Source organism: Actinoplanes sp. NPDC051411 (assembly GCF_040682075.1).
Classification (GTDB): Bacteria; Actinomycetota; Actinomycetes; order Mycobacteriales; family Micromonosporaceae; genus Actinoplanes.
Map to the genome: position 1 here is coordinate 49,372 of NZ_JBFBAD010000035.1, position 16,707 is coordinate 66,078.

20 protein-coding genes and 1 pseudogene are annotated in these 16,707 nt (G+C 70.6%); 16 read left to right on the forward strand and 5 right to left on the reverse strand.

The window, feature by feature from the left end:
* Positions 1 to 63 precede the first annotated feature (63 nt).
* The 6 genes from AB0M88_RS20810 (at position 64) to AB0M88_RS20835 (ending at position 3,607) form a co-directional block, all read left to right on the forward strand.
* Complete coding sequence (locus AB0M88_RS20810; protein ID WP_364104353.1) at positions 64 to 750, forward strand: SOS response-associated peptidase; 687 nt, start codon at positions 64 to 66, stop codon at positions 748 to 750.
* 178 nt (positions 751 to 928) lie between these two features.
* Positions 929 to 1,324 (forward strand): WhiB family transcriptional regulator, encoded by a 396-nt coding sequence (locus AB0M88_RS20815; RefSeq protein ID WP_364104356.1) that lies wholly within the window; start codon positions 929 to 931, stop codon positions 1,322 to 1,324.
* Positions 1,325 to 1,337: 13 nt separating this feature from the next.
* Positions 1,338 to 1,961 (forward strand): alpha/beta family hydrolase, encoded by a 624-nt coding sequence (locus AB0M88_RS20820; protein ID WP_364104359.1) that lies wholly within the window; start codon positions 1,338 to 1,340, stop codon positions 1,959 to 1,961.
* Positions 1,962 to 2,032: 71 nt separating this feature from the next.
* The gene (locus AB0M88_RS20825; protein ID WP_364104459.1) at positions 2,033 to 2,833 is read left to right on the forward strand and encodes a sigma-70 family RNA polymerase sigma factor; all 801 of its coding nucleotides are present in this window, start codon (positions 2,033 to 2,035) and stop codon (positions 2,831 to 2,833) included.
* A gap of 4 nt (positions 2,834 to 2,837) precedes the next feature.
* Complete coding sequence (gene rsrA / locus AB0M88_RS20830; protein ID WP_364104361.1) at positions 2,838 to 3,128, forward strand: mycothiol system anti-sigma-R factor; 291 nt, start codon at positions 2,838 to 2,840, stop codon at positions 3,126 to 3,128.
* 260 nt (positions 3,129 to 3,388) lie between these two features.
* Positions 3,389 to 3,607, forward strand: coding sequence for a biotin/lipoyl-binding carrier protein (locus AB0M88_RS20835; protein WP_364104364.1), 219 nt, complete (start codon positions 3,389 to 3,391; stop codon positions 3,605 to 3,607).
* Positions 3,608 to 3,731: 124 nt separating this feature from the next.
* Here the strand turns inward: AB0M88_RS20835 and AB0M88_RS20840 are convergent, their stop codons facing one another.
* On the reverse strand, positions 3,732 to 5,273 hold the full coding sequence (locus AB0M88_RS20840) for a tetratricopeptide repeat protein (RefSeq protein WP_364104367.1): 1,542 nt from the start codon (positions 5,271 to 5,273) through the stop codon (positions 3,732 to 3,734).
* Between the two features lie 164 nt (positions 5,274 to 5,437).
* Here AB0M88_RS20840 and AB0M88_RS20845 point away from each other — a divergent pair, with 164 nt between their 5' ends.
* From AB0M88_RS20845 to AB0M88_RS20875, 7 genes and pseudogenes are all read left to right on the forward strand, one after another.
* Positions 5,438 to 6,475 carry an SIS domain-containing protein gene (locus AB0M88_RS20845; RefSeq protein WP_364104461.1) on the forward strand — a complete coding sequence of 346 codons (1,038 nt, stop codon included), beginning with the start codon at positions 5,438 to 5,440 and terminating at the stop codon, positions 6,473 to 6,475.
* A 9-nt stretch (positions 6,476 to 6,484) separates the two neighbouring features.
* Complete coding sequence (locus AB0M88_RS20850; RefSeq protein WP_364104370.1) at positions 6,485 to 8,038, forward strand: histidine kinase N-terminal domain-containing protein; 1,554 nt, start codon at positions 6,485 to 6,487, stop codon at positions 8,036 to 8,038.
* A 303-nt stretch (positions 8,039 to 8,341) separates the two neighbouring features.
* The gene (locus AB0M88_RS20855) at positions 8,342 to 10,036 is read left to right on the forward strand and encodes a nitrite/sulfite reductase (RefSeq protein WP_364104373.1); all 1,695 of its coding nucleotides are present in this window, start codon (positions 8,342 to 8,344) and stop codon (positions 10,034 to 10,036) included.
* The gene (locus AB0M88_RS20860; RefSeq protein ID WP_364104376.1) at positions 10,033 to 10,191 is read left to right on the forward strand and encodes a hypothetical protein; all 159 of its coding nucleotides are present in this window, start codon (positions 10,033 to 10,035) and stop codon (positions 10,189 to 10,191) included. Before AB0M88_RS20855 ends, AB0M88_RS20860 begins: the two co-directional genes overlap by 4 nt.
* Positions 10,188 to 10,928, forward strand: a complete 741-nt coding sequence (locus tag AB0M88_RS20865) for a phosphoadenylyl-sulfate reductase (protein ID WP_364104379.1) — start codon at positions 10,188 to 10,190, stop codon at positions 10,926 to 10,928. The genes AB0M88_RS20860 and AB0M88_RS20865 overlap by 4 nt, the downstream gene beginning before the upstream one ends.
* Positions 10,910 to 11,653: a CbiX/SirB N-terminal domain-containing protein gene (locus tag AB0M88_RS20870; protein ID WP_364104381.1), complete on the forward strand. Its 744-nt coding sequence runs from the start codon at positions 10,910 to 10,912 to the stop codon at positions 11,651 to 11,653. The genes AB0M88_RS20865 and AB0M88_RS20870 overlap by 19 nt, the downstream gene beginning before the upstream one ends.
* Positions 11,654 to 11,707: 54 nt before the next feature.
* Positions 11,708 to 12,114 (forward strand): annotated as a pseudogene (locus tag AB0M88_RS20875) (transposase); the annotation flags it as partial.
* A 550-nt stretch (positions 12,115 to 12,664) separates the two neighbouring features.
* On the opposite strand, the gene AB0M88_RS20880 reads toward AB0M88_RS20875, so the two are convergent.
* Positions 12,665 to 12,919, reverse strand: a complete 255-nt coding sequence (locus tag AB0M88_RS20880) for a WhiB family transcriptional regulator (protein WP_364104384.1) — start codon at positions 12,917 to 12,919, stop codon at positions 12,665 to 12,667.
* Positions 12,920 to 13,333: 414 nt separating this feature from the next.
* Positions 13,334 to 14,281 (reverse strand): diacylglycerol kinase family protein, encoded by a 948-nt coding sequence (locus AB0M88_RS20885; RefSeq protein ID WP_364104387.1) that lies wholly within the window; start codon positions 14,279 to 14,281, stop codon positions 13,334 to 13,336.
* A gap of 52 nt (positions 14,282 to 14,333) precedes the next feature.
* Between AB0M88_RS20885 and AB0M88_RS20890 the strand changes: the two genes are divergently transcribed.
* Both AB0M88_RS20890 and AB0M88_RS20895 read left to right on the forward strand, forming a co-directional pair.
* Positions 14,334 to 14,729: a hypothetical protein gene (locus tag AB0M88_RS20890; RefSeq protein ID WP_364104390.1), complete on the forward strand. Its 396-nt coding sequence runs from the start codon at positions 14,334 to 14,336 to the stop codon at positions 14,727 to 14,729.
* A gap of 16 nt (positions 14,730 to 14,745) precedes the next feature.
* Positions 14,746 to 15,441: a FadR/GntR family transcriptional regulator gene (locus AB0M88_RS20895; RefSeq protein ID WP_364104393.1), complete on the forward strand. Its 696-nt coding sequence runs from the start codon at positions 14,746 to 14,748 to the stop codon at positions 15,439 to 15,441.
* On the opposite strand, the gene AB0M88_RS20900 is transcribed toward AB0M88_RS20895, so the two are convergent.
* On the reverse strand, positions 15,438 to 15,830 hold the full coding sequence (locus tag AB0M88_RS20900; protein WP_364104396.1) for an anti-sigma regulatory factor: 393 nt from the start codon (positions 15,828 to 15,830) through the stop codon (positions 15,438 to 15,440). The genes AB0M88_RS20895 and AB0M88_RS20900 overlap by 4 nt on opposite strands.
* Before the next feature lie 78 nt (positions 15,831 to 15,908).
* Positions 15,909 to 16,313: a superoxide dismutase, Ni gene (gene sodN, locus AB0M88_RS20905; RefSeq protein ID WP_364104398.1), complete on the reverse strand. Its 405-nt coding sequence runs from the start codon at positions 16,311 to 16,313 to the stop codon at positions 15,909 to 15,911.
* Positions 16,314 to 16,366: 53 nt separating this feature from the next.
* Between sodN and AB0M88_RS20910 the strand changes: the two genes are divergently transcribed.
* Complete coding sequence (locus AB0M88_RS20910) at positions 16,367 to 16,696, forward strand: S26 family signal peptidase (protein ID WP_364104464.1); 330 nt, start codon at positions 16,367 to 16,369, stop codon at positions 16,694 to 16,696.
* The last annotated feature ends 11 nt before the right edge of the window (positions 16,697 to 16,707 follow it).

Consider the following 16,707-nt stretch of genomic DNA (forward strand, 5'->3'; position numbering starts at 1 on the left):
TTCCCTTGTACACGCTACGTCGTGCCCCGCGGGACCGCTTGGCAGGGCGTACCGTTGCCAACCATGTGCGGCCGGTACGCGACGACCCGAAACGACGCCGACCTCAGTCTCCTGTTCGACGCCGTGAGCGTCGCCGAGACCCCGGGGCCGAGTTGGAACGTCGCGCCCACCGACCCGGTCCCGGTCGTCCGCGTGTCGCGGAGCCGCGCCGCCCGGGTGGTCGACTCGGCCCGCTGGGGCCTGGTGCCGCCGTGGGCGACCGATCCGCGCGCCGGCGCCCGCATGATCAACGCCCGGTCGGAGACCGTCGCGACCTCGCCGGCCTTCGCGCCGTCCTTCGCCAAGCGCCGCTGCCTGATCCCGGCCGACGGCTGGTTCGAGTGGGTGCGTGACGGCAAGCAGCGGCAGGCCTTCTATATGAGCCCGCTCGACGGCCGCCCGCTGGCTTTCGGCGGCCTTTGGTCCGTCTGGGGCCCCGATTCCCTGCTGACCTGCACGATCATCACGACCGCGGCGGCCGGTGGCCTGGCCCGGGTGCACGACCGCATGCCGCTGATCCTGCCCGGCGAGCGGTGGGACGACTGGCTGGCCGGCGGCGGCGATCCGGCCGCGCGGCTGCGGCCGATGACCGGGTCCGAGCTCGAGGCGATCGACGTGCGGGCGGTCCGCCCCGATGTCGGCAACGTCCGCAACAACGGGCCGCACCTGCTCGAGCCGCCGGTCGAGCGAGTTTCCGAAACTCTTTTCTAATGCATAGTTTTGTCTGGCTATGAGCGCGTTCTGAACAAGCAACTTTATTTCTAGATTGATAAGCCCCTTGTTCTGATCTTGTACCGTGCGATACAAACCAGCGCCGGAGTGGTGCCGGTCCTGCACGGTGCGGACGGGCTACCACGCGCAACACCGGTCCCACGGGGGAGGTGGGCTGATGACACGTGCTCGCATGCCGCGTCCACATGAGGTAGCCATCGCGCGCTCGGACTCGCGTCTGCTTGCAGCAATCGAGGAACGCCGGAGTGACGAAGCCTGGCGGACCCGCGGCGCCTGCCGCAGCGTCGACCCGGAGACGTTCTTCCCGGCTCCCAACGAGCCGTCCGAGGGCGCGGTCGCGCTCTGCGGCACCTGCGACGTCAAAGGGCCGTGCCTGGTCTGGGCGCTGCAGGTGGGCGACTGTCACGGGGTCTGGGGCGGCACGACGCCCCGCGAGCGGCGAGCCATGCTCGTGGCCTGGCGCGAACGCGTCAAGCCGGACGGCGAGGCGGTCGACGACGACCCGGACGAGGAAGAACGCCGTCTACTGACACTGATGCCGATGACGCGCTGATTACATAGGGGCTGTGACTGAGTTCGACGGGCCGGGCCCCGATCAAGAGATAGCGACACCGCGCGGGCCGGCGTGGATCCGGGTCGCGGATCCCGCCGGCCCCGCCGTCAGCGTGCTGGTCGTCGGCCACGGTGCGGGCGGAGGCGTCGACGCCCCCGACATCCTCGCGCTGCGCGATGCGGCGACACCTTCCGGCGTACGCGTCGTGCTCGCGACCCAGCCCTACCGCGTCGCCGGCCGCAAGGCCCCCGCCCCGGCCGCGCAACTCGACGAGGCGTGGACGGCGATCGTCGGTCACCTCGGCGTACGCGATCGGCCTTTGATCGTCGGAGGCCGGTCGAGCGGAGCGCGGGTCGCGTGCCGCACCGCGACCGCCCTCGGCGCCGCGGGGGTTCTCTGCCTGGCCTTCCCGCTGCACCCACCGGGCCGCCCGGAGAAGAGCCGGGCCGGCGAGTTGCCCGACGACGTGCCGACGCTGGTCCTCAACGGCGACCGTGATCCTTTCGGCGTGCCGTCGCCCGGCCCGCGGCGTGAGGTGGCCGTTCGGCCCGGCGCGACGCACGACCTGCGAAAAGACGTGAAAGGTACGGCCGAGCTGGCCGTGGCGTGGCTGCGGAGGCACGGCTGGGCGACCTGATCGGAATGCAACTTGCGCGTTCGCGGTTACACCACCCGGAGAGTTTTTGTCCCTCGGAAGGGGTTGGTGTGGTGCGAGCCGGAACCGAGTTCGTCGAACGCGACGGCCGGAGGGTGGCCCAGGTGCGTGACCTGTTGAGCGCCCCCGAGTGGCCCGCGGTACAGCCCGAACCCGCCATCCCATCGGTGAGTGTCAGCACACCCGCGGTTTTCGACGCGACGACTGGGGCACTACCCGTATCCTCGGCGGGTCGGTCGAGGGGAGAACACAGGGTGGCGCAGACAGAACGGACGGAGGAACGCCGAGCGCGTTTCGAACGCGACGCGTTGCCGTTCGTGGATCAGTTGTATGCGGCGGGTCTGCGCATGACGCGTAACCCGGCCGACGCCGAAGATCTGGTGCAGGAGACGTTCCTGAAGGCGTACTCCGCGTTTCACCAGTTCGAAGAGGGGACGAACCTCAAGGCGTGGCTCTACCGCATCCTGACGAACACGTACATCAACTCGTACCGCAAGAAGCAGCGCCAGCCCGTCCAGGCGCCCACCGAGGAGATCACCGACTGGCAGCTGGCCTCGTCGGAGTCGCACACCTCGGTCGGCCTGCGCTCGGCCGAGACCGAGGCGCTCGACCGGCTGCCCGACAGCGACATCAAGGAAGCCCTGCAGTCGCTGCCGGAAGACTTCCGCCTCGCGGTCTATCTCGCTGATGTCGAGGGCTTCTCCTACAAGGAGATCGCCGACATCATGGGCACGCCCATCGGCACCGTCATGTCGCGCCTGCACCGGGGGCGGCGCAACCTTCGCAAGCTGCTCGAGCAGTACGCCGCCGACCGCGGGATCACCCGCACCGCGTCGGAACCGCAGGAGGCCTGAAAAAGTGGGAACCAACGGCGACGAACACGAACACGACACCGATTGCAGCGTCGTGATCAGCGAGGTCTACCTCTACCTCGACCTCGAGTGCAGCGAGGACCGGCGAGCGCTGATCAAGAAGCACCTGGACGACTGCTCCGGCTGCCTCGAGGAGTACGGCATCGAGCACGAGGTGAAGGCGCTGGTCGCCCGCTGCTGCGGTGACGAGACCGCGCCGCTCGAACTGCGCGAGCGCCTGCGGGTCAAGCTCGACCAGCTCGAGGTGCAGGTGGAAACCCGCGAATACCTGCCCTGATCTGGTGAACACGAAGCCCCGGCCGCCCATGGCAGCCGGGGCTTTCGTATGTGTGCCCTCAGCTGTTGGGGCGCTTGCCGTGGTTGGCGGCGCTCTTCTTGCGGGCCTTCTTCTTGCGCGACTTCTTCGCCATGTCGTGAGCTCCTGTTCCTGACACGTTTCCGAACGCCGATGGTAGACGGCCGGGCGCGACTCACCCGCGACGGATCCATGATTTGATGGCGTCGACCGACGAGCGGTGACTCAAGGAGGCGTCCGGGATGTCCGACGAAATCCGGGCCGAGATGGTGGCCAATGTGTGGAAGGTCGTGGCCTCGACCGGCGACACGGTGGCCGAGGGCGACACCCTGGTGATCCTCGAGTCGATGAAGATGGAGATCCCGGTGGTGGCCGAGACCGACGGCACGGTCTCCCAGCTCGCGGTCAACGAGGGCGACGTCGTCCAGGAGGGCGACCTGATCGCCGTCATCGACGCCTGAGCCCGCGGCGCGGGCCTTCCCCGGGGCTCTCTGCCGCGCCCGCGGCACGGCTTCTCGCCGCGCTCTTTTCCGTACGCCGTGAGCCTTTCCGTACGCCGTGAGCCCTGCGCGTCGCGTGCCGCGCTTAATCGCGCCGCCAGCGCAGGAGCAGCCGGGTGCGGGTGCGGCCGCGCTGGCGCGGGATGGCCGGGATCCGGGTCATGGCGAGGGCGGCCGCGCGCGTCTCCGGGCCGAGGCCGGGGGTCGCCAGCGCCAGTTCGGCCACCGAGCGGGCGCCGGGGCGGGAAGCGACCTCGGCCAGCCGGCCGGTGACCACCTCGGCGACGTCGTCGCGGGCGGCCGGGTCGATCCAGGCCGAGACGATCAGGGCGAACAGCGCGGCCTCGGTCACCCGGTCGAGGCCGCCGGCGAGCAGGTCGAGCAGCAGGCGCCGGCGGGTCGACTCGAGCCAGGGCTCGTCGACGCCGTGGTGGAGCAGGCCGAGGCAGGCCCAGATCTCGGCCGCCGCCACGTCGGCCGGCGGGTGGGCGAGCAGCGACAGCAGATCGAGCGGCTGCAGCAGCATCAGGTGCACGGCCGCGTCGTAGGCCGCCGGCGGATGGCCCCAGCTCAGGGTCGCCACGCGGCGCAAACGGCGTACGGCGTCGGGTGAGGGATCGCCGGCCGTGGCCGGCGGCACCGAGCCTCGCGGCAGGGGCGCCGCCGCGGGGGCCCCGCCGAGCCAGGGGATGTCGCGGCAGCAGTCGGCGAGATCGGTGTGCTCGTGCGACTCGTCGGGGTGGTCGCGGATGAAGTCGGCCAGCTCGACCAGGTGGCCGATGTCGCCATCGGACTTGAAGCGCAGGCGGGCCCCGGTGTGCACGACGCAGTCGTAGTCGGGGTCGCGGGTCAGCGCGCGGTCGACCCAGGCCAGGGCGTCGTCGAGCCGGCCGTGGTCGGCCAGGGTGCCCGCGATGTCGGCATAGACCGAGAGGTCGTCGGGGTCGTGCGCGACGGCCCGGCGCAGGGCGGCCAGCGCCTCGGGCAGGCGGCCGGCGCTGCGGAACGCATAGCCCAGCCAGATCTCGGCCAGCTTGGTCGGCCGGGCCCGCGCGCCGCGCGCCGCCCACTCGACGGCGAGCGCGGTCTCGCCCAGCCGGCGGGCCAGGGCGGAGCCGGCGCCGAGCAGCATCGCGTGCTCGGGGTGGGCGGCGATCGCGTGGCGCACGACGGTGAGATAGGGCTGCAGCGCGGTGATCACCGGCGCGGGTGCCGGGTCGCCGACCGAGGTGCACAGCCGCATCACGACGTGGACCAGCACGCCGGGCTCGATGCGCACGCCGAGCGCGGGCTCGCCGACCCAGGGCACGCCGGCCCAGTCGGCGGCCGGTGAGTGGCCGCTGGCCGCGGCGAGCAGCGGCAGGCCGTCTTCCGGCCGGCCGGCGGCGGCCAGCAGGTGGGCCCGGGCGACCAGGCGGCCGACCGACGAGTGCTGGGCGAGCGGGAAGAGCTCGAGGCCGCCGTCGGCGCGGGCGGCGAGGCGGCTGAGCAGCTCGTGGGTTTCCGGCAGGGTGGGTGCGTGGGCGAGTGCTCCGGCCAGGTGATCTGCGGCATGCTGCAGCTCTCCGCTGAGCAGGGCTGATCTTGCCTGCTCAAGCGCGCGGTCGGCGGCGCGGCGTGCTTCCACGAGGGAGAACAGTAGGGGAAAAAGACCACTTCTGTCAGTACCGGCTGGATGCGCAGTAGTGCGCGAAACCTTGCTTCTATAAACTGTTTCTTGCAAGACTGCGCACGGATTGCGCGGACAACAGGTCAACTGGGGAGGAAGAAGTGACGCAGCGAGGTCAGGGAATGGCGGCGGACATCGCGGAACAACCGGGCGGATTCGCCCGGCTGCTCGCGCCCGCCAGCAGCACCGCGATCGCCGAGGTGGCGGCCGAGGTCGCCCGGCGCAAGCCCCGCAACGTCCTCTTCGTGGCGCGCGGCACCTCCGATCACGCCGCCCTCTACGGCGCCTACCTCAGTGAGATCCGTCTCGGGCTGCCGGTGGCCAGCGCCTCGCCGAGCGCGATCACGCTCTACGGCGCCCGGCCCGACTTCGCCGGCACGCTGGTCATCGGGGTCAGCCAGAGCGGCGGCTCGCCCGACCTCACCGGGGTGCTCCAGGTGGCCCGCGAACAGGGCGGCCTGACCCTGGCCGTCACCAACAACCCGTCGTCGCCGCTGGCGCTGGCGGCCGAGCTGTCGATCGACGTCACGGCAGGGCACGAGCGGGCGGTCGCGGCGACGAAGACGTACACGGCCGAGCTGCTCGCGCTGCTGATGCTGATCGAGGGCGTGCGCGCGGGCGACGGGCAGCTGCCGGCCGACGAGCGGGCGGCGCTCGACAAGCTGCCCGAGCTGGCCGAGGACACGCTGCGCGACACGGCGGCCGACGACCTGGCCCAGCGTTACCGGTTCGCCTCCCGGATGGTCACGACCGGGCGGGGATACGCCTACCCGACCGCGCGCGAGACGGCGCTGAAGCTGATGGAGACGTCGTACCTGCCGGCGCTCTCGTTCAGCGGGGCCGACCTGCTGCACGGCCCGCTCGCCATGACCGACCCCGACGTGCCGGTGCTGGCCGTGGTCGGCGACGGCCCCGGCGGCCGGGCGATGCGCGACGTCGTCGACCGGCTCGGCACCGAGCGCCGCGCCGACGTGGTCACGATCGGAGCCACCGACGTGCCGGGTGCCTCCGGGCGGCTCGCGGTGCCGGGCGTCGACGAGCGGTACGGCCCGCTGCTCGACATCCTGCCGCTCCAGCGGCTCGCCCTCGCGCTGGCGCTGGCCCGCGGCGAGGACCCGGACGCCCCGCGCGGCCTCAAGAAGGTCACGACCACTCTCTAGGCTGGTGGGGTGTCTACCCTGCGGGATCTGGTCGAGGAGCACACGGGCCTCGGCGAAGCCGATATCGACCACCTGCACCGGCTCGCCGGCGACTGGCAGCTGCTGTCCGACCTCTCCTTCGCCGACCTGCTGATGTGGGTGCCGGTGCGGGGCGAGGACGGGCAGCCGCGGCGGTTCCTCTGCGTGGCCCAGGTGCGGCCGACGACCGCCCCGACCGCCTACCAGGACGACCAGGTCGGCAAGATCGTCGGCGGTCCCGAGGTGGCCCACCTCGACATCGCGTTCACCCAGGAGCGCATCTGGCGGGAGGGCGACCCGGTCTGGTACGGCGACACCCCGGCCCGGCACGAGGCGATCCCCGTGCGGCTGCGCGACGAGACCGACCGCGACGAGTGTCCGACCGAGGTGATCGCGGTGATCGGGCGGGACACCAACCTGTCCACCGCGCGGACGCCGAGCCAGCTCGAGCTCAACTACCTCACGACCGCCGACGACCTGGCCCAGATGGTCGCCGACGGCACGTTCCCGCCGCCCCGGCACCCGGGCGAGACCACCTCGGCGCCGCGGGTCGGCGACGGGCTGATCCGGCTCGACGGCAGCGGCAAGGTGACCTACGCCAGCCCGAACGCCCAGTCGGCCTATCGCCGTCTCGGGTTCAACGCCCACCTGGTCGGCGAGGAGCTCTCCGGCCTGACCAGCCGGCTGGCCGCCGACCCGCTCGAGGGCACCGACGCGGCCGAACGCATCCTGGCCTCGCTCCGCGGCGAGTCGCCGCCCCGCCAGGAGGTCGACGCCCGTGGCGCGACCGTGCTCACCCGGGCGCTGCCGCTGATGCCGGCCGGCGTGCCGATCGGCGCGCTGGTGCTGGTCCGCGACGTCACCGAGGTCCGCCGCCGCGACCGTGCCCTGATGACCAAGGACGCGACGATCCGCGAGATCCACCACCGCGTGAAGAACAACCTGCAGACCGTGGCCGCGCTGCTGCGCCTGCAGGCCCGCCGGGTCGACCTGCCCGAGGCCCGGATGGCGCTGCAGGAGTCGGTGCGCCGGGTCGCCTCGATCGCGCTGGTGCACGAGACGCTCTCGATGTCGAGCGAGGAGGCGGTCGAGTTCGACGGCATCGTCGACCGGGTCGCGTCGGCGGCGACCGAGGTGGCGGCGACCAACTTCACGGTCAAGATGCGGCGCGAGGGCACGTTCGGGGTGCTGCCGGCCGAGATCGCCACGTCGCTGGTGATGGTGCTCAACGAGCTGCTGATCAACGCGGTCGAGCACGGCTTCCCGGCGCCGGACGAGGACGAGCCGGTGGCGCTCGACACCCCGCGAGAGGAGGTCGGCGAGGTCGTCGTCTCGGCGCACCGGTTCCGCAAGCAGTTGCACGTCACGGTGGCCGACAACGGGCAGGGGCTGCCCGAAGGCTTCGTGGCCGACTCGAACGGGCGGCTCGGCCTGCAGATCGTGCGCGCGCTGGCGACCGGTGAGCTGCGCGGAACCATCGAGCTGCGCAACCGGGCGGTCGGCGGCACCGAGGCCGTGCTCGTGGTGCCGCTCGGCAAGCGATAGTTGTTGCGCGGTTGTGAACCGGTGGTGACGGCTAGCACACTCCCGGAATCTGGACCGCACTGGCCGAGAAGGGCATGCCGTGAGAGGCTAGCCGCATGACCGCTGCAGTTGACCGCCGCTTCGTGGCCCGCCGCCACGTCGACTACGGCCGTGTCCGCAGCGCCATGTGTCCGGCTTCCTGACGACGCCCGATTTCTCTTTCGGGCGCGGATGACGCGCCGGCCTCTCCTGACATTGATGTCACGAGCCTCCCAGTGGCCGTGAGCGTTATAACGCGCCCACGAAACCCGGAGGACCGCCGTTATGGCGCCCAGCAGCACCCCAGCAACGCCGACCGCCCGCCCCCGCAAGGCGCGCGGCGAAGGCCAGTGGGCGCTCGGACACCGAGAGCCGCTCAACCCTAACGAGCGCACCAAAAAGGACGACAACCCCCTCAACGTCCGGGCGCGCATCGAGAACATCTACGCCCACGGCGGGTTCGCCTCGATCGACCCGGCCGACCTGCGCGGCCGTTTCCGCTGGTGGGGCCTCTACACCCAGCGGCGGGCCGGCATCGACGGCGGTCGCACGGCGGTCCTCGAGCCGCACGAGCTCGAAGACGAATACTTCATGCTTCGGGTGCGTGTGGACGGCGGCGAGCTCACGCTGGAGCAGCTGCGGGTCATCGCCGGCATCTCGTCCGAGTTCGGCCGCGACTCGGCCGACATCACCGACCGGCAGAACATTCAGCTCCACTGGATCCGCATCGAGGACGTGCCGGAGATCTGGCGGCGGCTCGAGTCGGTCGGCCTGCAGACCACCGAGGCGTGCGGCGACTGCCCCCGCGTCGTGCTCGGCAGCCCGGTCGCCGGCGTCTCGCCCGACGAGGTGATCGACCCGACGCCGGCCCTCGACGAGATCCTCAAGCGCTACATCGGCGACCCGCGCTACTCCAACCTGCCGCGCAAGTTCAAGACCTCGATCGCCTGGCTGGCCGACGTGCCGTACGAGGCGAACGACATCGCGCTGATCGGCGTCGAGCACCCCACCCACGGGCCCGGCTTCGACTTGTGGGTCGGCGGCGGCCTGTCGACCAACCCGCGCCTGGCCGAACGGCTCGGCGTCTGGGTGCCGCTCGACGAGATCCCGGAGGTCTGGGAGGGCGTCGTCGGGATCTTCCGCGACTACGGCTACCGGCGCCTGCGCAACCGGGCCCGGCTGAAGTTCCTGCTCGCCGACTGGGGCGTGGCCAAGTTCCGCGAGGTCCTCGAGAAGGAATACCTCGGTCGCGCGATGATCGACGGTCCGGCGCCCGCACTCCCCGCGAAGCCGATCGACCACATCGGGGTGCACAAGCAGACCGACGGCCGTAACTACGTCGGTGCGGCGCCGATCGTCGGCCGCACGAGCGGGACGCAACTGGGCAAACTCGCGGACCTCGTCGAGACGGTCGGGTCGGGGCGGGTGCGGCTCACGCCGTACCAGAAGCTTCTGGTCCTTGACGTCGAAGACGACAAGGTCGAACCGTTCGTCGAAGCCCTCCGGGGCATCGGGCTGGAAGCCCGTCCGTCGGCCTGGCGCCGCGGCACCATGGCCTGCACCGGCATCGAATACTGCAAGCTCGCCATCGTCGAGACCAAGGCCCTCGGCGAGGAGCTCGTGGCGCGGCTCGAGGAGCGCATGCGCGAGTTCGACGCCGACATCTCGATCCACATCAACGGCTGCCCCAATGCCTGTGCCCGCACACAGGTCGCCGACATCGGGCTCAAAGGCCAGCTGGTTATGAATTCCCATGGCGAGCAGGTCGAAGGCTTCCAGGTGCACCTCGGCGGCGGCCTGGGCATGGCCCAGGGCCAGACCGCCGGCTTCGGGCGCAAGCTGCGCGGGCTCAAGGCCACCGCGGAGGAGCTTCCGGGGTACGTCGAGCGCCTCGCCCAGCACTACCTGGACGGACGCACGTCGCGGGACGAGACGTTCGCGACCTGGGTCCTACGGGCCGACGAAGAGCTACTGAAATGAGCGACGCCCGGTCCACGCCGCTCTACTGCCCCTACTGCGGGGAAGAGGACCTCTACCCCAACGAGGCATCGCACGGGGCCTGGGAGTGCCACGCCTGCGCCCGAGTCTTCACGGTCAAGTTCAACGGGTTGCTGTCCAAGGGAGTGAACCGATGACTATCGTGACCGCCGCCAACCTAGGGCTGATAACCCTGGGTGGGGCCCCGATCACCTCGCCTTTCGAGAAGCTGGCCCGCGACGCCGCGGCCGCCCTCGAAGGTGCCCCGGCCGAAGAGATCGCCAAGTGGGCGACCGACACCTTCGGCGCACGCTTCTGCGTCACCAGCTCGATGGCCGACGCCGTCGTCGCCCACCTGTTCTCCCGCGTCGCGCCCGGCGTCGACGTGGTCTTCCTCGACACCGGGCTGCACTTCCCGGAGACGCTCAAGGTGCGCGACACGGTCGCCGCGACCATGAACGTCAACGTCAAGTCGATCCGCCCGCGCATGACGGTCGGCCAGCAGGACGGCGAGTACGGTCCCCGGCTGTTCGCCCGCAGCCCCGACGAGTGCTGCTTCATGCGCAAGGTCGAGCCGCTCGAGCGCGCCCTGGCCGACTACGACGCCTGGGCCACCGGCCTGCGCCGCGACGAGTCGCCGACCCGCGCCAACACGCCGGTCGTGGCCTTCGACGCCAAGAAGGGCAAGGTCAAGGTCAACCCGATCGCGGCCTGGAGCCAGGCCGACGTCGACCGCTACATCTCGCGCTGGAACGTGCCGGTCAACGAGCTGTTCAAGAAGGGCTACGGGTCGATCGGCTGCTGGCCGTGCACCCGGCGCACCAAGGCCGGGGAAGACCCGCGGGCCGGACGCTGGGCCATGTTCGAGAAGACCGAATGCGGCCTGCACGTCTGAACCTCGGCGTCGTCCTGGTCGCGCACGGCAGCCGTGACCCGCGCGCGGCCGTCGCCACGTCAGCGCTGGCCCGGGCGGTCGGTCGGGCTCACCCGTCGTGGGCTGTCCGGGCGGGCTATCTCGACCACGCCGGCCCCCGCCCGGTCGACGTGCTGGCCGCGTTGCCGGTGCGGCGGGCGGTCGTGGTGCCACTTCTGCTGACGTCGGCCTACCACGGGCGGGTCGACATGCCGGCGGTGCTGTCCGAGGCCGCCTCCCTGCCGTTGTCGGTGTCGCTGGCGCCGGTGCTGGGCCCGTCGGTCTCGGCGCCGGTCTCGCCCCATCTGATCGAGGGTCTGGTGCGGCGGCTGCCGGACGCGGACCTCGACGCCGTCGTGCTCGCCGCGGCCGGCACCCGCGACGCGGCCGCCCGGTCGACCGTCGAAGACGCGGCAAACGCCCTGAGCGCCCGTTTGCGCCTGCCGTGCACCGTCGCCTATGCCTCGGCTGCCCCGCCGGCCGCCGGGGAGGCTGTGAGCCGTCTGAGGGCCGCGGGCGCCCGCCGGGTCGGGGTGGCCGCCTACTTCCTGGCGCCGGGGCTGCTCTACGACAACGCGGTGCGGTCGGCCCGCGAGGCCGGGGCGGTCGCGGTCGCCGAGCCGCTGGGCGACGCGCCCGATCTGGTGCGCCTGGTCACGGCCCGGGTCGATGCCGCCGTACGCCGCCCGCTCGCGCCGGCCGCCTGAGCCGCGCCGGGGCGGGCTAGGTTCTGTCTCGCGGATCATGCGTAGTGATCATGGATGACGGTCGTTGGGCGATGTGCGGCCCGTGGTGATGTGAGCAATGACGAATGGGCTGGGTTGGCAGTCATGCTGCCGGCACAGCCCGGCCGCGGTGGATCATCGTCAGGTCATCAACGCGATCTGCTGGGTCAAACGCGCCGGCTCGCCCTGGTGTGGCCTGCCCGAACGCTACGGCCCGTGGCAGAGCGCCCACCGCAGGTTCAGCCGGAGACACGGGCACGCGAAGGGATCGGACGTTCCCGCGGCGGCTTGACCACGAAAATCCATACCGGTGCCGACGGTCGGGGTCGGTCGCTGCCCACCCGGATCACGCCGGGGCAGGCTGCGGACAGCCGCCAGCTGATCCCGTTGCTCGACAGGTCCGGGTAGCCAGGCCCGGGGCAGGACGTCCGCGTCAGCGGCCGACCTCACCGGCGGTCGATGTGGGCCCGCGCGGGGTTGGGCGCAACCGCTCACTCAGGTCGCCCGTTCGGGGTGAGCGTTCTGGGCGCGCCAGCGCCCTGCTCGCCCCGGGCGGGCCCTCGGCGTGAGCGACGGTCCGTACCCCATCCCCGCCACGACATCCAGGTCTGTCCTGTCGATCACGCGCAGCTGCAAGGGTCCAGCCGGCGTCTGATGCCGGCCGAGCCACGCCGACGTTCAACACCGGGATGCGGGCGCGTCGCGCCGAGGTCAGCCATCGCCACCCGCGTGATCGACCGGACAAGCCCTGTTGCGGAGAGTTACCGGGCAATCGACGGTCGCATACCCCGGAGGGCGTCCACTGCGGAGGGTGAGGGATTGCGGACTAATGGTTCGGAGCGCGCGATTTCGAGATCATTTCGGGAATCGGGGAAGCACCGAACGTGATCGTATTCGCGCGGACCGGAATCGGAGCGCTGGGTAATCGAGTGGAAACAGCAAGACGCCCCGGTGCCGATCGGCCCGGGGCGCAAATGCTGTGAGGGGATTGATTCAGGCGGTAGGAGCGCCGACCCGGAGGCCGCCACGACGCTTCACGGCGCGTCGTTCGTCTTCGCTCATCCCGCCCCAGACGCCGGCGTCCTGACCCGATTCGAGTGCCCACGCGAGGCAATCGGAGGTCACGGGGCACCGCCGGCACACGGCCTTGGCCTGCTCGACCTGCAGGAGCGCGGGGCCGGACGTCCCGATCGGGAAGAACAGCTCCGGGTCCTCGTCGCGGCAGATCGCATCGTGGCGCCAGTCCATGGCGGCAACACTCCTTGTTTCGGATGGGGTAATGAATTGCGGTGCGGTTTACCTATGCATGCGCGTGGTGGCCGGGCGGGGAGGGCCCGCCGGCTCGCCGGTGCGTCAGCAAGCTTTTATGTTGCTCCGGTGCTGTTCGGCGCTTCTGTTTTAGGAACGCGCACAAGCAGCAACGGGTTACTTCTTATCGCTTGTGAATGCTTTCACGAACTCTCGCGATGTCAAGGGTAGCGCCGGAAGTTTCTCCGGGCGGGTGAGCTGGCTCACGGTCCCTTTGTCCGGTTCTGTGCGGGTTGCCAGAGCCGGTCGACGAACGCACTCATCAATGTAGTACGGTCTCGGTCCCTTCGCCGCCCTTTTGCCCGTCTTTCTGTAACGGATCGTGAGCGACGACCGAATCTTCGTACCCCGTAATCAGCAGATCACACGCAGCGCTTCGGGAACGGACACGAAGTGCACCTTCTGTCGCTCTCCGAGATAGTCCCCGTCGAGCTGGAACGCCTGGGGCCGGCTCGCCACGACGGTGAACTCGGCCTGATCGTGCAACTGGAGCACCTGCTTGCCCTGCGGGGCGCGGCCGGCGGCGAGCTGAGCCATCGTGCGGCTGGTATTGATCATGGCGAGCTTGCGCAGCGCCAGCACGTCGAGGCCGCGGTCGAAGGAGGCCTGCGGGCTCGGGTTGATCGCGCGGTCGCCCAGATAGGTCCAGGGTGCGGTGTTTTGCACGATCACCGTGCCCAGCTCGAGCTCGGCCGGCTCCCCCGGCCGCTCGATCGACAGCGGTGGCGAGTTGCGGTCGTCGCCGGTGAGGAACTGGCCCGCGATCGACCGGAAGTAGAGCGCGGGGGTCGAGGTGCGGCCGCGGAGCCGGGCCTGCTCGACCCGGCGCACGACGGCGGCGTCGAGCCCGACCCCGGCGGCGAAGGTGAAGTAGCGGTCGTCGGCCCGGCCCAGCCCGATCACCCGGTGCCGGCCGTCGCGCAGCCCGTCGAGGATCACGCTGGTGCCGTCGGCCCAGTCGCGGGGCAGGCCGAGCGCGCGGGCGAAGACGTTGGTCGAGCCGCCGGGCACCACGGCGAGCGCGGGCAGCCGCTGGGCCCGCGGGCCGGACAGGGGAGCGAGCGCGGTCGGCGCGGTCATCAGCCCGTTGACCGCCTCGTTGACCGTGCCGTCGCCGCCCAGGGTCACCACGACATCGATGCCGCTCTCCGCCGCCGCGCGGGCGAGACCGGCCGCGTGGCCGCGCCGCGTGGTGTATTCCACCGTCAGTTCGACCGCGGAGCGCAGGGCCCGGACCAGCACGTCTCGGCTGCGCTCGCTGGTGGTGGTGGCTCTGGGGTTAACCACCAGTAACGCTCGCATGGGCGGCACTGTACCCGGCTGAGCGCCTCGGAGCTGTCGGTATGGTGCAGCAGTGACCGGTGAGAAAGCTGTCGTTGACAAACCCACGACGCTGTTGTGGGCGGTGCGCCTTCTCTACCTACAATGCGCCGCGCTGGCCGGGCTCACCGTCTACCTCGTGATCCTCGACCTGACCAGCGGCGACGTGCAGATCGGGGTGGCGGTGGCGCTCACCGTGCTGGCCGCTCTCGCCGCGGTCTCGGTCTTCTATGTCGCGCGCGCGCTCGGCCGGCTCCAGGCCGGTGCCCGCGGGCCGGCCATCGTCGTCCAGCTGTTCGTCATCGCGGCCGGCGGCTTCCTGATCCAGGTGCATCCACTCTGGCTGGGCGTCGTGATGATGGCGCTGGGAGTATTGACCGGGTTGCTGATCGTACTTCCTCCAAGTACCAGGGCCCTCGGCGTCGATTAAGGCCTACCCTGTTGACGTGACCGGATCTACGGTGCGTCCACCCGCGTACCAATTGTTGGCCGACGAGCTTCGGGCCGACATCACGTCGGGACGCCTTCAGCCTGGGGAACGCCTCCCGCCCGAGCCCGAGTTGTGCGTCAAGACGGGGGTGAGCCGCAGCACGGTGCGTGAGGCCCTGCGACTGCTGGCCAGCCAGCACCTGATCGTCACCACGCGCGGGGTGACCGGCGGCAGCTTCGTGGCCCATCCCGACGCCGAGCAGATCGGTGACGGGCTGTCCACCGGCTTCACGCTGCTCACCAACACGCCCGGGATCGGACTGGCCGACCTGCTCGAGCTGCGCCGCGCCTTCGAGGTGCCGGCGGCCGGGCTGGCGGCGGCGCGGCGCACCGAGGAGCACCTGTTGGAGATCCGCGGGACGTTCTTCGACCCGCTGATCGACGACCTCGACACGATGATGCTGGCCCACGCCGCCTTCCACATGGCGGTGGTCAAGGCGAGTGGCAACCCGCTGTTCGAGCTGGTGGGGCGGCCGATCTATCACGCCTCGTACGGCGAGGCGGTCACCGAGAGCCTGCCCGCCGACTACTGGCGGCGGATCGACGCCGACCACCGGCAGTTGCTCGACCTGCTCTGCGCGGGCGACGCCGAGGGCGCGACCAAGTGTTCGAGCCGGCACCTCGACTATGTGGTCGAGGTGGCTCGCCGCTAGCTCTCCGTCCGGCGGGTCAGCAACCGGATCGTCGCGCTCTGGCCGGTCGCCTCGGCCGACGCCGAGGTGGTCAGCGCGGTCAGCACCTTCCACGCGAAGGACGACTCGGCCGGCAGACGGGCGCCGCGCACGGTCGCGACCGAGACCTCGACGGTCAGCGCATCGTCGGTGACCGCGAAGCGGCACTCGAGCTCAGCTCGCGGGGTGGCAATCGCCAGCAGCATGGCGCACGCCTCGTCGACCGCGATGCGCAGATCCTCGATCTCGTCGAGGGCGAAGTGCAGCCGCGCGGCGAGGCCGGCGGTCGCGGTGCGGAGCACACCGAGGTAGCCACCGTCGGCGGGCACCGTGAGGAGTACGACGTCGTCCGATTGCGTCAGCTGAGTCACAGTGCCATCCTCCCAACGGGGAGAGCCTAGCGGAGACGACAACGGCCGACGCCTGAAGGCGCCGGCCGTTACCAGCCATCAGGCCTGCTTGGTCTCCCAGAAGATCTTGGAGATCTCCTCGATCTTGGAGAGGAGCTGATCGCCGACGGCCGGGTCCATCGAACCCTTGGCACCGGCGGCACCGGCCAGCTTGGTGGCCTCGTTGAACAGCTGGTGCAGGTTGGGGTACTTCTCGAAGTGCGGGGCCTTGAAGTAGTCGGTCCACAGCACCCAGAGGTGGTGCTTGACCAGCTCGGCGCGCTGCTCCTTGATCAGGACGGCCCGGGTGCGGAACTCGGGATCCTGGTTCGCCTGGTACTTCTCCTGGATGGCCTTAACCGACTCAGCCTCGATCCGGGCCTGGGCCGGGTCGTACACACCGCAGGGCAGGTCGCAGTGGGCGCTGACCACGGTGCTCGGGGTGAGGAAACGCGGAAGTCGCATCAGGACTCCTCCATAAGAGTTTGCGATGATCCGCGGTTGACACTACCCCTTACATCTCGGGCGTAACGCGACGGAGGACGGATGCGGTGAAGTGGCAACTGGTCCTGGTGCAGGGCCCATCCATGGTGCCCACGTTGCGGTCCGGCGACGCGCTGCTGGTGTCGCGAGGCGCGCGGGTAAGGAGCGGTGACATCGTGGTGGCGCGCTTCCGTACGCGCCCCGAACTGCTGGTGGTCAAGCGGGCGGTCCGGCCCCAGGACGGCGGCTGGTGGATCCAGGGCGACAACACGCTGATCGAGGACGACTCGCGAGCGTACGGGGTGGCCGATGTCATCGGCCGAGTGTTAATTCGCTACTACCCGAAGCCAGGTCGGCTAAGTTAGTGTCCCGCAAC